Source organism: Paenibacillus phyllosphaerae, assembly GCF_014192105.1.
Classification (GTDB): Bacteria; Bacillota; Bacilli; order Paenibacillales; family Paenibacillaceae; genus Paenibacillus_Z; species Paenibacillus_Z phyllosphaerae.
Genome location: NZ_JACHXK010000014.1, coordinates 1 through 15227 on the forward strand (window position 1 = coordinate 1; position 15227 = coordinate 15227).

The following is a 15227-nucleotide window of genomic DNA, read 5'->3' on the forward strand; positions in this document are numbered from 1 at the left end:
CTTCTCTTGGGGTTCTGCACCAGCAGGACAACTTCAAACCAATAGGTTTGACAATCCAAGAATCCCCCACCTCTTTAGGTGGTGGGAGTGTTCAACTCTCATTCTCACTTCTCAAGCTTCGCCATCTGCTCGAGCAGCATCATGCCGCTCAGCTGCGTGCTCATCTGCACGACCGCATCCGGTGTCTGCGCCCAGGAATTGCTCAATAGCGCGCTGTCGGCGGACTTGCCGTATTCCCACAGACTGTCCGCGTTCGTCTGGAGCAGCTCGATCAGCTCCTGCTGTTCAGGGTCGGCCTCGATGAGTTCACCGAGATAGCGCACGAGCACGCCCTTGAACAATCCGCCGTCGCCATCGCCTTCGGAAGGCAGCATCCCGGTAGCCGGGGACAAGAAGTCCGTCTTCAAATTCGCAGCCGTCCGGCATGCGTCATCCAGATAGCCGGCCTCTTTGGTTGCATGATACAACTCGACGCCTGCGCCGATGTAGACGCCTTGCCCATAGGTGAACTTCCAGTCTTTATCGATTGCGCTATCGCCCATGCGGTTCATGCCGTCCCACACTAGGCCGGTATTCGGGTCGACGAGGTTCTTCTTCTGCCAGTCGTAGATTTTCTTCGCCCATGCGAGATCTGCCTCATCGCCGAATCGCCGGTACAATCTTGCGGCCAGAATGACGGCTGGCGCATTCGCCGGCGTATTCTTGTAGTCCAGCTGTTCCTTCCGCCAAGCAATGCCGCCGCCCATTTCATCATTCCAGCCGGTCTTGATCTCGGTCCACAATTCGAGCGTGGCCGACTTGTAACGTTCATCCTTCGTGGCGTCATACGCCCGCAGCCAGGCAAGCGCCATCCATTCCATATCGTCGTAATAATCGTTGATCATCACGCCGGCGTTCCGGTCCAGGAGACCCTGATACAGCTTGGCAAGCCGGTCTGTATACGCGCTGTCTTCGGTTCGTTCATAGCCATCCACCAGCACATCGACTACGTGCGCGAGCCACCAATAGTTGAACGGATCGCTGCACAGCTGGGCGATGCACGGCGCGGCATTGTTGAACAATCCCCGTTTGTCATCCCAAAAAGACTTCGTGAATTCCGCCTGCGCCTCATCAGCCCGATCTTGCCAGACGCTTGTCGCAGGCGAGAACGCTTCCTTCACCCGGTCGGCTTGCAGGATGGCGAGCACAACGCCGACGATTATGATCGCCGCAGCGAATCCGAGCACATACTTTCGTTTCAATAGAATCACCACATTCGAGAACTTGGAGTGGAGGAGGACGACGCAGGCGATGCTAGCCCTACGCGGCCCGCCACCCAACGTTTAATCCTTACAGGCCGTACATCTTATCCAGATTCAAATAATTGCGAAGCGCGTTTCATCGCGGGACAAGCGGACTACCCTTTCGTGCCGGTAAAAGCGATGCCTTGGACGAAATATTTTTGCAAGAGCAGGAACAAGATGAGGATCGGCAGGATCGCGATCAGCGCCCCGGCCATCATCGGCCCGTAGTCCGTCTGGTAATTGTACGAGAACGCCTGCAGCCCCATCTGGATCGTCGCTTTGTCCGGATCGTTCAGGATGATCATCGGCCAGAGGAAGCTGTTCCAACCGGCTTGGAAGGTGAAAATGCTGAGCGTCGCAAGCGCCGGCTTCGTCAGCGGCAAGTAGATGTTCCAGAAGATGCGGAATTCCGGGCAGCCTTCGATCCGCGCCATCTCCATCATGTCGGAGGGCAGCGTCAGGAAGAACTGGCGCATGAAGAATACCGCGAACGAGCCGGAAGCGCCGGGAAGAATGATGCCCCAGAACGAGTTCAGGAAGCCGTTGCCCCCGTCGCCCATCAGATCATTGCCCCCGATCAGCGGAAAATGCTTCAGCACGTAGAAGCTCGGGATCATCGTCACGATGCCCGGGATCATCATCGCGGCCAGCAGCACGCGGAATAGCGGCTTATTCAACTTGAAATCGAGCTTCGCGAACGCATACCCGCTGAGCGACCCGAAGAACAGATTGCACAGCACGCCCGCTGCCGCGAGCACGAAAGAATTGTAGAAATAAAGGCCGAACGGCACCGTGGTGAACGCCGCTTTATAATGCTCGAACGTAATGCGAGACGGCAGCCAGCTGATCGGCACCGAGAAGATTTCGTCGCTTGGCTTGAAGGAGGTGATCAGACTCCAGAAGAAAGGCAAAAACATGCAAACGGCGATCACGATCGTGACAATATAGAACACCACGCTTGCCAGCACCTTCCTCGCCGTAACGGAGGCTGGCCTGGTTCTGCGTGCAGCAGCTGCGGAAATTGTTTGCTGAGCCATGTCCATTCCCCCTTATACGATAGGCTCTTCGGATTTGGATAAGCGCATGTTGATAAGCGAGAAAATAAGGATCGCCAGCGCCAGCACGAATGCCTGCGCGGAAGCATAGCCCATCTGCAGCTGATTGAAGCCCTGCTGGTAGATGAGGTACACCGGCGTCTTCGTCACATTGCCCGGGCCGCCTTGCGTAAGGACGAATGCCTGATCGAACAATTGCAGCGCCCCGATGATCGACATCGTGCTCACCAGGAACGTCGTCGGACGCAACTGCGGCCATGTAATGTAACGGAAGCGGTCGAAGGCGGTAGCGCCATCGAGCTTCGCGGATTCGTACAGATAATCCGGCACCCCTTGCAGGCCCGCAATATAGATGACCATGTTCGAGCCGACCGACTGCCATAGCGTTACCATGATGATCGAGAACATCGCCGTCTCCGTCTGCGCGAGCCAAGCCGGTCCCGTGATGCCTACGTAGCTGAGCAAATTGTTGACGAGACCGAACTCCGGGTGCAGCAGCCAGATCCAGACCGTCGCCGCGGCGACCGCTGACGTCAGCGTCGGCAGGTAGTTCATCGTCCGGAACAGCTTTACGCCGAATCGGCGGAAATTCAGCAGCATGGCCAGCAGCAGAGAAATCAGAATGTTGAGCGGAATGAAGATGACCGAATAGAACGCGACGTTCTTGAACGTCGTCCAGAACAGATCGTCCTGCAGCAGACGCTTGTAATTGTCGAATTTGACGAAATCCATCCGGCTTACCACGTCATAGTTCGTAAAACTTAAGTAGAGCGCCATTATGACCGGAATGATCGTGAACGCGGCAAACAACAGCATGGTCGGCGTGATGAACAAATACGCCGTTCGTGCCTGATGCTTATTCAATTTCCCCATTGAAGACATCAGCACTCCTCCTTTCTTCCTTCCATCGGTTATAGCGCGGGGGACGCTAGAACGTCCCCCGCTGCCGATACCTATTTCACGTCCGCGTTATCCAACAGCAGCTGGTCGCCGCGTTTCTGAGACTTCTCGAGCGTGTCCTCGATGCTCTGCTTTTTCTGAAGGAACAGCTGCAGGTTCGGAATGACCGCATCGTTCTCCATGACGGAATAGCCAGGGTGAGCCGGGCGGATCTTCGCGAATTCCAGCGTGTCGAGGAACGGCTTCCAGAACGGATCATCCTTGAAGAACGGATCTTCGAGCGCAGGCTTGTAGCCCGGGATATTCAAGCTTGTTTTGGCCCAGAGGAGCGCGTTGTCCTTGTTCGCCGTCCACCACTTGATGAATTCCCATGCTTCCTTCTGATGCTTGCCGCCCTCCGGAATAACGAGGCCGAAGCCGCCCATTACGCTGCCCTTGTCGCCATTCGGTCCCACTGGAGGAGGCACGATGCCGAAGTCGAGATCTTTGCCGTATTTCTTGTACGTGCTGAGCATCCATGGACCGGTGTACTGCATCGCCAGCTTGCCGGTAACGAATGCATCCGTGCCTTCGCCGAGGCCTTGCTCGAAGCCGGTTTTGTACACTTTATCCTCGTTCAGCAAGCGATCCCAGAAGGAGAGCACCGACTTGCCTTGGTCGGTATTAAAATTCGTCTTCGTGTTGTCTTCGCTCATCATCTGGCCGCCCGCCTGCTGGAGGTACATGTTGAACAGCCCCGGATCGCCGAGCGAGAAGCCTGCTACTTCGAGCTTGCTTCCGTTCCACTTGGTCGTCTTGATCGCCGCCTGCTCCAGTTCATCCCACGTCGTCGGCGGCTCTACGCCGGCATCGGCCAGAATCTTCTTGTTATAGAACAGGGCGCGTGCGTCAACGGTCAATGGCAGTCCGTACAGCTTCTCGTTGTAAGTCAGCTCCTTGAGCGCTTCGCCGTAGAAATCCTCTTTGCTGATGCCGTCCGCCGCCAGGAACTCGTCGATCGGATGAAGAACGTTCTTCGGCGCGTAGAGCGAGGTACGCCATCTGTCCCAGAACAGAACGTCCGGCGCGCCGCCCGAAGTGGACGCCGTCAGGAATTTCGTAATCATGTCCTGTTGCAGCACGTACTTGACGCGAATCTTGTCTTGGGATTTGTTGAACGCATCGACCATCGTCTCGAATTGCTTCTGGCCTTCGCCGCCCCAGTCTCCCCAGAACGTAAGCTCCACCGGCTTGCCCGATCCCGAATCTCCGTTCTTCGATCCGCTGTTCGTCTCCGCATTGCTTCCGGAATTGGTTCCCGCATCCGTGCCCGCGTTGCCGTTATTGCTGCAGCCAGCTGCCGTAACGCCCAGAATTGCTGCCAAAGCCATGATGGTGATCTGTTTTTTCACGATTCATGCCTCCCTTAATATGTTCGAGTTATATACTTCGCAACAAGGTGAAACGGTACTGCCGTGACTAATGGCGATACAAGTTTCATTCCGGAGAAATAGAAGCTTTAGTATAAGGTGAAACTTATACCTTCTTATATTTCAAGGTGAAACGGTACTGCCGTCTTTAGTAACGCATGTATTTGAATAAGTGCTCTTGAAACCGCTTTAATTCGTTCGCACTGCAATGCCGCAATAATCGAGCAGCAACTCGCTGTACATCATGTTCGCCCATGAGAACCACGGACGGGTAAACTGTTGCGGATCATCGGCATGGAACCCTTCGTGCATGAGCCCGGTGTCCGCAGTCGTAGCCGCGAGCAACTCCAGCATCTGCTCTTGTTCCTGCTTATCGGTTGCCGTAAGCCCCTGCATGGCCAGCGCGATGTGCCAAATATACCGGTCAGGCGTATGCGGACTTCCGATTCCCGAAGCCGCCTCTCCTTCGAAAAAGTAAGGATTCGCACGGCTGAGGATGAACCTGCGCGTGTTCTGATAGACCGGATCTTCCTTGCCGACATAACCCAGATAAGGAATAGCCAGCAGGCTCGGCACATTGGCATCATCCATCAGGTTGTGATTGCCAAGACCATCCGTCTCGTAAGCATAGATTCGGCCGTATTCCGGATGATCGATGATCCCGTAATGCTGGATGCCGCGGTCGATCTCTGCACGCAATAACGACGCTTGTTCCGCAAGGCCAGGATCTGCGAGCACCTCTGTCGCGATTTCCTCCAGGTAACGGAGCACGACGACCGCGAACATATTCGACGGAATGAGATAGCCGTACGTACAGGCGTCGTCACTCGGCCGGAAACCGCTCCAGGTCATACCGGTGTATCCCGTTAGCGAACCCTTGCCGTCTCTTGGAAGCGTATCCGTCGGCGGGCAATTGAGCCGCTCGAAGCTGTAGGGCGATTCGGTCTCATGGTGCTGCTCCGTCGTCCACAATTCGATGATCGCGGCTGCCGCCCGGCGGAACGTCTCATCGAATTGTGAGGTGCGTCCGGTGTTCTTCCAGAGCAGGTAGCTCAGCTGCAACGGATAACAGAGCGAATCGATCTCGTATTTGCGCTCCCACAGCCATGGCGTCATCGCCGTCAGATCTTGCTGATGGCCGCCTCCGGTTGGCGATTGATTGAACGCATTGGCATAAGGATCGAGCAGCACGCAAGCGAGCTGTCTGCGTACCAAGCCTTCGATCATATCCGCCAGATCGGCGTCCTCGCCCGCCAGTACCAGATAGGGACGTACTTGGGCCGCCGAATCGCGGAGCCACATAGCTGGTATATCACCTGTTATAACAAATGTCGTGCCATCTGGCATACGCTTGATCGTCGTATGCAGCGTGTTGCTGAAGCCATTCTCGAAAATCGCGGCAAGATGCTCCTTATCGGGCAACGTTGCTCGGATGTGCTGCATCAATCGTAGAATCGATGCCGGGTTTTGCGTTGATTGCGCCACGCCTTCCTGCCTCCCCCTTGTCAGGTAATCGCTGCTAGTAAACCGCTTACATTTCATAATGTTATTATATTGACATGTATATGGTATGTCAATATGTAAATTTAAAGTAAGTATATCAACTTTTCATACCAACCTAAAGGCACCTCCCCTAAATCCCCTCCTGAGGAGGGGACCCCAAGGGCCCCGGCCCTGCTTATGCTTCCGAAGTGAGTTTTCCTCTGGAAAACTCTGAGGACACCCGAAAATGGCGTGACTCGTTACGCGGCCGTCTTCGATCTGTCCTTTCTTGGTGGGCTCGCTTTGAACCCCATATCGGATTGCTGGGTGCAATCGCTATGGTGTTCAAAGCTTTTGTTCGAGCTTCGTTTGCGGCTTTGGTGCCTCTTGGAGCAGACTCGATACGCAGATGCACCAATGTAAGCTCCGAGCTGATCCTCGCTTGACGTCCACTTTGTGGACACGCTTTACGTTTTCTAATTATAAATGCCCATGCCGGTAAACCGGATGGGCATTTTACTTGTATTATTTGGATGTAGCATTAATAAGGTAAACCAAGAACGGAGCAGTTGAATGATTCCGGAGAAGCGCCAGCGTTCGCCTTTGTGATCGGATCCCCCCCCTTAAAGTCTAATCAAGGGATCCGGGAACAACAGCGATGGAAGGAACATTCAACTGCGCAGTGGCTGTAGTTAACCTCAGTCTTTTCATATCATGACCTCGCCGGCCCCGTCGAGTCGCTCACAATCAACGACGCATCGAGCAGGATTTTGCTCGGAACCGATTGGCCGTCGCGAAGTTTGAGTACATTCTCGAAGGCGAGGCGACCCATTTCGGTTTGATTTTGCCGCAGATGGGTGAACGGGAATTTGCCGTTGGTCTCCGGACAATCGAAGCAGACGATCGAGAGATCTTCCGGCACGGATTTGCCTAGCCGATGTACCGCTTGAACGGCTAATTGCGCAATATTGTACTCCGTCCCGAACAGCGCCGTAATGTGCGGATGCCGCTCCAGATGCGCCATGACCCGCTGAATGTCCTGTTCGCGGTTCTCTTCCGTATTCGCTTTGGGCAGCGTAGAGGTCAGCTCCAGCCAGAGCTCGCGGTCGACGACGATGCCTTTCTCCGCATGCGCCTGGATGAAGCCTTCGATCCGTTCCTCGATCGCCGTCGTATCGGTCGGCGGCGGCGTCAGGAATGCGATCGACTTGTGCCCGAGCTCGAACAGGTGGTTCACGCCATCCTTCGCGGCACCGGCATTGTCCGTCGCGATCGAACCGGCCGAGATCCCCTTCAGGTGGCGGTCCACCAGCACGAACGGGAACTGATTGATGACCAGCTTCAGTATCTCGGCATTGAAGTATTCGCCCTGCGCCGGGAAGATAATCAAGCCGTCCACCCCAAGCTCGAGCAGCCCTTTGATCGCTTCTTCTTCATACGCCGGGATGCCGAACGTGCGGCGCAGCACGAGGTAGCAATTCTGCTGGCGCGAAGCTTCCTCCATGCCATAGATCAAGCCGTTGCCGTAGCTGTCCGCAAAATCGGTGATGACCAGACCGATGAGCAGCTTGCCGTCTGCCTTACGCGATTGGTGCGCGGCCCCTCCGCCGCTAACAGGCTTCGTCGCACCTGCCGGTTGCTCGGCAACGAACGACCCACGCCCCGGCTGGCGGACGATATACCCTTCGTTTGCCATGAGTTCGAGCGCCTTCTTGCTCGTAATGCGGCTCACATTATACATATCGCCGAGCTCTTTTTCGGACGGAACACGATCGCCCGGCTCATATTTTCGCTCCAGAATTTCGTCACGCAGCGCTTCAAAAATTTTCTCATACATCGGCTTCGATGTTTCGTTCGACATGTTCGTCCCTCCGTCTTCCAACAACCCAATGTCGCAATATTACATAATAATATATCATGATATATGAGTTTTGCCAAGCTGAGTTGACATATCAGGCTGCTGACTGCATCGGAGTTGAATTAATCCCCTTTCGGAGCGCGGCACGCAGATAATCGTCCATACAGCCTCATGCATTTACCGGCTTTTCCGGTACTGGTTTGGCGACACGCCAACCGCCTTCTTGAATGCCGTGCTGAAGTAATGCTGGGTTTCGTAGCCGATTCGATGGGCAATCTCATGCATGGCCAGATCGGTCTCGCTAAGCAACAGGATCGCTTGCTTGATCCGCATATGGGTGAGCATGCTGACAAAGGATGTCCCGGTCTCCTGCTTGAATATCCGGCTCAAGTAGACGGTCGACACGCAAAGATCGCTTGCCACGCCTTCCAGCGACAGCAGCGGTTCATGGAACCGTGTCTCGATCAGTTCCTTCGTCCTGCGCACGAGCGGAGATAAACGGGATTCCCGATGGACAGCCGATCTTGCTTCGGCGTACAGCTCCGGAATGCGCAACATTTCCCCTTCCGTCTTGTGGTAACTCGCAAGCACCTGGATTTTCAAATATTCGGCGATGCTCCCCTGAATCCGTTCCAGCTGCCCTTCGCTTGGCGCCCCCCAGACGAACAATACGATAAGGCCGCTTTGGTCCCGGCAATGGATGCAGACTAATCCGTCCAAGCACTCTTCCACAATATTCTCCATCGCGAACAGCAGCAGTTGGCGGTCACGCTCCGAATAGAACGATCTTCCATTCGATTGTTCCGGCCAGCGCAACACACCAACCAACTGAGGCGCCTCTTGAGGCATCCGCAGGAAGAGGAGCTGTTCCTCGATTTCCTCCCGTGCCAGATCGCCTTTGATCCACTCGAGACAGAAGCGTTCCCGCAGCAGCGTGAAATTCTTCTCGATTTGCTTCGAAGCCATATGCAGCCGTTCATCCTCGATGATCGACGCATTCAATTGGGTAACGACACGATCCAGCACATCGGTGAGCGCAGCGGGATTAATCGGCTTGAGGATATAATCGTCCACATTCAGCTTGATCGCTTCGTGGGCGTAGGCGAACTCGTCGTGCCCGGTGATGATGACCACTTTGCAGGCCGGAAGCTGTTCCCGAATATGCTGAATCAGCGTCAAACCGTTCATAATCGGCATGCTGAGATCGACCAGCAAGATATGAACGCGATGGAGCACCGCGAGCTCCAAAGCTTCTTCGCCGTCTTCGGCTTCGCACACGACCTCCATGCCGAGCCGGTCCCACGGAACCGAACCGCGGATCCCTTCGCGAATAATCGTTTCATCATCGGCAATCAACACTTTCCATCTAGGCGCCATAACGTTGCCCCTCCTCCTTCGACCGAATGATCGGATGATCGATGGTTACGGTCGTCCCAACTTTAAGCTGGCTCGATATCGTCAGACCATAGCCATCGCCAAAACTCAATTGAATGCGCTCCTGTACATTCCGCAGCCCATAGCTGCCGACCGCCGACTCAACCGATCGCGCTTCGCCGCCTTCCGGTTTCGTCTCTGCCGGCTGTTTGCCGTTCCATGCAAGCATCTGCTGCAGCTCGGCGCAACGCGATTCGCTCATGCCCGCCCCGTTATCTTCGACAGTGAACCGTATTGAGCTGCCCGTAACGCTCGCGCGGATCGTGATCATCCCGGGGCCCCTTCGCTCTTTGATTCCATGGTAGATGGCATTCTCCACGATCGGCTGCAGGAAGACTTTCAGCACTAGCAATCGCCCGATCGCTTCCTCATCCACTTCAATCCGGTAGTGGAGCTTCTCTTTGTAACGCGTCTGCTGAATGTTCAGGTAGCTTCGGATATGCTCGAGTTCTTCGGCCAGCGCAATCATCTCTTGTCCTTTGCTGAGGCCGATCCGGAACAGCTTCGACAGCGATTGGACCATCTCGGTCGCCTCCTGCGCACCGTCCTTGCGGGCCAGCCATTGGATCGTATCCAGCGTGTTGTACAGAAAATGGGGCTGGATATGCGCCTGCAAGCTTCGCAGCTCCGCCTCCCGCTTCTGCCGCTGCTCCAGGCCGACTTGTCCGATCAGCCTGTTGATCTGAGCCAGCATCTTATTGAAGCTTTGGCCGAGCAGGCCGACCTCGTCCGTTCTGGACCCCGGGATCCGAATATGCATATTGCCTTCCTCGACCTTGCGCATGAACGAAGCTAATTGGGTGATCGGCCGAGAGATGGAATGAGAGAGATAATAGGAAGCCGCGATGCCGAGCATACAGACGACGAAGACGAAAGAGACCAGGTAGAGATTCAAATCCTTAATTTCTTGCACGGTATCCGCCACGGAGAATACGCCTAAGGTCGTCCAATTGGTGAAGGAAGACTGCTGATAAATGAACTGCAAATCCGCACCGTTCACTTCTTCCGCGAATGTGCCCGAAGTCATGTTCAGCTTCCCGACATCCAACAGGCCGGCCACGGAATTCCGCGGGGCATAGATACTTTCGCCTTTGTCATCGACGACCATCAAGTAGCCGGACTTGCCAAGCGTCACATCGCGAAGAGTCTCTGCAATGACGCGCAGCTTGAGGTCGATCAGCACGACCCCTTCCGTCTTCTGGGACTCCGGCTCCAGAATCGCCCTGACGCCGGAGACGATCTCGCTGTCCTTGTAATTGGCATGGGTGATGACGTTACGGCCCGAAGGGTGACCGATCAATTGAAAAATGCCTTGGGCGGCGACGGCCTCCTTATACCAGCTCTCCTCCGTCAAATTCCGGTCGTTGCGCGCATACATGTCGTTGCTGAGGTATTCGCCATCACTGTTGACGACCATGATTCCCGCGACCTCGCTGTACAGCGTCGTGAATCCTTCGAGGAATTTGGACGTGCGGTACTGGGTCTCGTCCCCGGCAAGCGCAGCCGTTCCTCCTGTCAGGAAGGACTGAATCTCCGGATTCATCGCGATAAAATAAGTGATGCTCTGCAGATTGGCGGCGTAGTGATCGAGCGACTTGTTGACATTGCCGATCAACTGCTCGGTCTGATTGTTGACTTGCTTCTCGATCGTGCCGTTCGTTGCCCATGCGATGAGAATGCCGATACACAGAGCAGGAAGGGTGCTGATCAGCAGAAAGTGAACAATCAATTTATTGCGGATCGACCAGTTATTAAGCTGAAGCCATTTGAGCGGCATGGAAGTATCCCCTCCCTCTTCGATGTGTCTCGGCGGTTATTTGGCGTAATAGTGGTCAACGTTCGCTTGGGTGACGACGGTGATGCCGGTATCCACATAAGCCGGCAGCGGGGACACATCCGTCTCCTGCCAGTCCGGTATGGGATCGATTCGTTCATTATGCACATGAAAGAGCTGCATGAGCGACCAGTAGCCCATGTTCCACGTCCCCTGCGCAAGCGTCGCGGAGATCGTCCCGCTCTTCACCATATCGAGCGTCCCCTTATTGGTATCGAAGCTAATGATCCTCACCTGTTGGAGTTTGCCCTCCTTCAGAACGGCGTTGCCGGCGCCGACGCCGCCGTTCGCTTCGGTGACGAAGATCCCCCGAAGGTCCGGATACAGCTTCATCATCTCCAGCGCCTTGCGTTCGGACTCCAGCTGATCGCCTTTGCCGTCCGCGATGCTCACGAGCGTAAGATCGGGGAATTCCTTGCGCAGCGTCTCTTGGAACCCCCTTGTCCGCTCTTGGTGATTGAGCTGGTGCGGATGCGTAATAATCCCAAGCTCCCCTTCCGTGCCGACGAGCTCGGCCATCTGGCGCGCAGCCGTTACGCCCGCATTGTAATTGTCCGTGCCCAGGAACGAGTAAGCCTTGCTATCGGGCGCGTCCGAGTCGAACATGACAACGGGGATCCCCGCCTCAACCGCTTTGTTAATCGCCGCATTGAGCGCTTCGGAGTTAATGGCGGTAATCGCGATGCCCGCCGGTTTCCTGGCGATCACCTGCTCCAGAACCGTGACCTCCTCATGGACGTCATACTGCGTCGAGCCCCGGTACTCGACGGACACCCCGAGCGCTTCCGCCGCATCCTCGAAGCCTTTGAGCGCATTCTTCCAATAATCGATCCCAGTGAGAAAATTGACCATCACGTATTTCTCGTCCCGCTCGCCGTGCAGACCTGTCACGGCGTTCAGGTTTCCGTCGCCATCACGCAAATAGGCGGTGAAGAGGTAAGCCACGAAAGTGCCGATCAGCACGAGATAGAGCAGCAGCAGCTTCTTCAAGCCAATCCCTCCAAGCAAGCAGTATATAATCGCATTCCATTATATCATCGCGTATTGAAAGCGCATACGCACGTTCTTCTCTATGCGCCAAAGTCCGTTTACATCCGCTTGTTCGGACCCGTATCCCGCAGGCGGATAGGCTTAGAATCGGCAAAAAACGCGGCATCCGCGCATACATGCACGCTTCGGCCGCGCCTTCTACCAACTTAAGAGGCTTTGTTTTTGTTATATAAATCAAAGGCGACCGCAAGCAGCAGGACAAGTCCCTTGATCCCTTGCTGATAATCGATGCCAAGCCCGATCAGCGACATGCCGTTATTCATCACGCCCATGACCAGACCGCCGATGATCGCGCCGATTACCGTGCCGACGCCTCCACTCGCCGATGCGCCTCCGATGAAGGCCGCGGCGATGGCGTCGAGCTCGAAATTGACGCCCGCCTTCGGGGTTGCCGCGTTCAGACGGGCCGCGAAGACAAGGCCTGCCAGCGCAGCCATGACGCCCATGTTGACGAATACCCAGAAGGTGACTTTCTTCGTCTTCACCCCGGACAGCTTCGCCGCTTTCTCGTTGCCCCCGAGCGCATAGATATGCCGGCCCATGACCGTTTTGCGCATCACGAAGGTGTAGACGGTGACCAATACGAGCAGCATGATCAGAATATTGGGCAACCCTTTATACGAAGCAAGCACGTACGTGAACAGATTGATGACCAGCACGATGCCGATCAATTGAGCCAAGTAAAGCGGGAACGGGAGCACGTCGAACTGATACTGCCGCTGAATGAGTCTCGCGCGCCATTCCATGAAGATATACAGCAGCGAGAACACGATGCCGGCAAGCAGCGTCACCATATGCAGATCCCGCTCCCCGGGCAGGTCCGGAATAAATCCGGTGCTGATGGAGAGGAAGCCGGCCGAGAACGGGGCGACGGACTTCCCGTCCAGGACGAGCATCGTCAGTCCCCGGAACAGCAGCATGCCGGCAAGCGTTACGATAAAGGAAGGGATGCGCACATAGGCGACCCAGAATCCTTGCCACGCGCCTACCGCTGCACCGATTAGGAGGGAGAGCACGATGGCGATTGGGAACGGCATCTGATGATTGACCATCATGATCGCGGAGACGGCGCCGACGAAAGCGGCGACCGAACCGACCGACAGGTCGATATGCCCGGTAATAATGACGAGCAGCATGCCAATTGCCAGAATAAGAATGTAGCTGTTCTGAAGAATCAAATTCGTAATGTTAAGCGGCTTCAGCAGTATGCCGTCCGATAAAATTTGGAACAGCAGCATGATAAAAATAAGTGCGATGATCATGCCATATTGCCGAACATTGCCTCGAATGGCGCGAAGTGCGGTTTCCATGCTGTCCTACCCCCTGCTTGTCATATATTTCATCAATACTTCCTGGCTTGCTTCCTCGCGCGGAACGACGCCCGTGAACCGCCCTTCGTTCATCACGTAGATGCGATCGCACATCCCGAGCAGTTCCGGCAGCTCGGAGGAGATCATGAGAATGCCTTTTCCCTGATCCGCCAGCTGATTGATGATCGTGTAGATTTCATATTTGGCCCCCACGTCGATTCCGCGGGTCGGCTCATCGAGAATAAGCAGATCGGGCCCAGTGAAGATCCATTTGCTGAGGACGACCTTCTGCTGATTGCCGCCGCTGAGGTTCCCGGTCTTCTGATGGATGCTCGGCGTCTTGATGTTCAACTTCTTGCGGAAGCCTTCCGCCTCGACCACTTCCCGATTGTCATCGACGACGAACCACTTGGAGATCTGACGGAGATTGGCCAGCGTCGTATTGCGTTTGATGTCATCCATCAAGATTAACCCGTACTCTTTGCGATCCTCGGTCACGTAAGCAATGCCGGCATCGATCGCTTTGCTGATGTTCGTCAGCTTCAGCTCCTGGCCATCCTTGAACAATTGGCCGCTGATCCGCTTCCCGTACGATTGTCCGAAGATGCTCATCGCAAGCTCGGTTCGCCCAGCTCCCATCAGGCCGGCAATCCCGACGATCTCCCCCCGCTTCACGTCGAAGTTCACGTCATCGACGACTTTGCGGTCGGTCTGAGCCGGATGATACACGGTCCAGCGTTTCGCCTCGAACAGCGCTGCTCCAATGTTCGGTTCGCGTTCCGGATAACGGTGGGTCAGATCGCGTCCGACCATGCCTTTGATGATCCGGTCTTCGGTGATGTTATCCGCGTGCACGTCCAGCGTCTCGATCGTCCTGCCATCACGCAGAATGGTAATCGAATCGGCCACCTTCATAATCTCGTTCAGCTTATGGGAAATGATAATCGAGGTAATCCCCTGTTTCTTGAATTCGAGCATCAGGTTCAGCAGATTCTCGCTGTCCTCTTCGTTCAAAGCTGCCGTCGGTTCATCGAGAATGAGGAGCTTCACTTTCTTCGAAAACGCCTTGGCGATCTCGACGAGCTGCTGCTTGCCAACCCCGATCGAACCGGCCTCCGTATTCGGATTCTCGTTCAATCCCACCTTCTGGAGCAGCTCCCGCGTCCGGACTGTGGTCGTATGCCAATTAATCACGCCTCTTACCGATTGCTCGTTCCCAAGGAAGATATTTTCTGCAATGGACAGCTGCGGAATCAGAGCAAGCTCCTGATGGATGATGACGATCCCCAGCTCCTCGCTGTGCCGGATCGACCGGAATTCGCACACCTTTCCATTAAACAAAATATCGCCTTCGTAGGAGCCGTGCGGATACACGCCGGAGAGCACTTTCATCAGCGTCGATTTGCCGGCGCCGTTCTCCCCCATCAGTGCATGGATCTCGCCTTCCTTCACCTGCAAATTGACATTCCCCAGCGCCTTCACCCCAGGGAAGGTTTTGGTGATATTGCGCATTTCCAACAAGACATTCATCTTAAGCCATCACCATGCCCCTCGAAAGAATAAGAAGGATTTCGCGGCCGCCGCGAAGGGCCGCCGCGAAATCTTAAGATCC

The 15227-nt window shown here is 55.2% G+C and carries 11 protein-coding genes; all 11 read right to left on the reverse strand.

What is annotated here, in order from left to right; all coding sequences use genetic code 11:
• Positions 1-104: 104 nt before the first annotated feature.
• The 11 genes from FHS18_RS23425 to mmsA all read right to left on the reverse strand — a co-directional run bounded on the left by FHS18_RS23425 (position 105) and on the right by mmsA (position 15145).
• Entirely contained in the window at positions 105-1241 is a 1137-nt protein-coding gene (locus FHS18_RS23425) for a glycoside hydrolase family 76 protein (protein ID WP_221401433.1), read from the reverse strand.
• A 155-nt stretch (positions 1242-1396) separates the two neighbouring features.
• Entirely contained in the window at positions 1397-2320 is a 924-nt protein-coding gene (locus FHS18_RS23430) for a carbohydrate ABC transporter permease (RefSeq protein ID WP_183602812.1), read from the reverse strand.
• A gap of 12 nt (positions 2321-2332) precedes the next feature.
• Complete coding sequence (locus FHS18_RS23435; RefSeq protein WP_183602813.1) at positions 2333-3220, reverse strand: carbohydrate ABC transporter permease; 888 nt, start codon at positions 3218-3220, stop codon at positions 2333-2335.
• Positions 3221-3291: 71 nt separating this feature from the next.
• A complete protein-coding gene (locus tag FHS18_RS23440) occupies positions 3292-4608 on the reverse strand; it encodes an ABC transporter substrate-binding protein (RefSeq protein ID WP_183602958.1) in 1317 nt (438 codons plus the stop codon).
• 228 nt (positions 4609-4836) lie between these two features.
• On the reverse strand, positions 4837-6090 hold the full coding sequence (locus FHS18_RS23445; protein ID WP_183602959.1) for a glycoside hydrolase family 125 protein: 1254 nt from the start codon (positions 6088-6090) through the stop codon (positions 4837-4839).
• A gap of 751 nt (positions 6091-6841) precedes the next feature.
• Positions 6842-7990 (reverse strand): GntR family transcriptional regulator, encoded by a 1149-nt coding sequence (locus FHS18_RS23450; RefSeq protein ID WP_183602814.1) that lies wholly within the window; start codon positions 7988-7990, stop codon positions 6842-6844.
• 174 nt (positions 7991-8164) lie between these two features.
• Complete coding sequence (locus tag FHS18_RS23455; RefSeq protein WP_183602815.1) at positions 8165-9364, reverse strand: response regulator transcription factor; 1200 nt, start codon at positions 9362-9364, stop codon at positions 8165-8167.
• Entirely contained in the window at positions 9354-11198 is a 1845-nt protein-coding gene (locus tag FHS18_RS23460) for a cache domain-containing sensor histidine kinase (RefSeq protein WP_183602816.1), read from the reverse strand. Before FHS18_RS23460 ends, FHS18_RS23455 begins: the two co-directional genes overlap by 11 nt.
• 36 nt (positions 11199-11234) lie before the next feature.
• Positions 11235-12245, reverse strand: coding sequence for a substrate-binding domain-containing protein (locus FHS18_RS23465; protein WP_183602817.1), 1011 nt, complete (start codon positions 12243-12245; stop codon positions 11235-11237).
• Between the two features lie 206 nt (positions 12246-12451).
• Complete coding sequence (gene mmsB / locus FHS18_RS23470) at positions 12452-13615, reverse strand: multiple monosaccharide ABC transporter permease (protein ID WP_183602818.1); 1164 nt, start codon at positions 13613-13615, stop codon at positions 12452-12454.
• Between the two features lie 6 nt (positions 13616-13621).
• Positions 13622-15145 (reverse strand): multiple monosaccharide ABC transporter ATP-binding protein, encoded by a 1524-nt coding sequence (mmsA, locus tag FHS18_RS23475; protein WP_183602819.1) that lies wholly within the window; start codon positions 15143-15145, stop codon positions 13622-13624.
• Positions 15146-15227: the final 82 nt, after the last annotated feature.

What these genes read in the sequence shown, in the direction of transcription:
- FHS18_RS23430 (WP_183602812.1), bottom strand. Translation starts at nt 2,320, where the DNA reads ATGGCTCAGCAAACAATTTCCGCAGCTGCTGCACGCAGAACCAGGCCA.
- FHS18_RS23435 (WP_183602813.1), bottom strand. Translation starts at nt 3,220, where the DNA reads ATGTCTTCAATGGGGAAATTGAATAAGCATCAGGCACGAACGGCGTAT.
- FHS18_RS23440 (WP_183602958.1), bottom strand. Translation starts at nt 4,608, where the DNA reads ATGGCTTTGGCAGCAATTCTGGGCGTTACGGCAGCTGGCTGCAGCAAT.
- FHS18_RS23445 (WP_183602959.1), bottom strand. Translation starts at nt 6,090, where the DNA reads ATGCAGCACATCCGAGCAACGTTGCCCGATAAGGAGCATCTTGCCGCG.
- FHS18_RS23450 (WP_183602814.1), bottom strand. Translation starts at nt 7,990, where the DNA reads ATGTCGAACGAAACATCGAAGCCGATGTATGAGAAAATTTTTGAAGCG.
- FHS18_RS23455 (WP_183602815.1), bottom strand. Translation starts at nt 9,364, where the DNA reads ATGGCGCCTAGATGGAAAGTGTTGATTGCCGATGATGAAACGATTATT.
- FHS18_RS23460 (WP_183602816.1), bottom strand. Translation starts at nt 11,198, where the DNA reads ATGCCGCTCAAATGGCTTCAGCTTAATAACTGGTCGATCCGCAATAAA.
- mmsB (WP_183602818.1), bottom strand. Translation starts at nt 13,615, where the DNA reads ATGGAAACCGCACTTCGCGCCATTCGAGGCAATGTTCGGCAATATGGC.
- mmsA (WP_183602819.1), bottom strand. Translation starts at nt 15,145, where the DNA reads ATGAATGTCTTGTTGGAAATGCGCAATATCACCAAAACCTTCCCTGGG.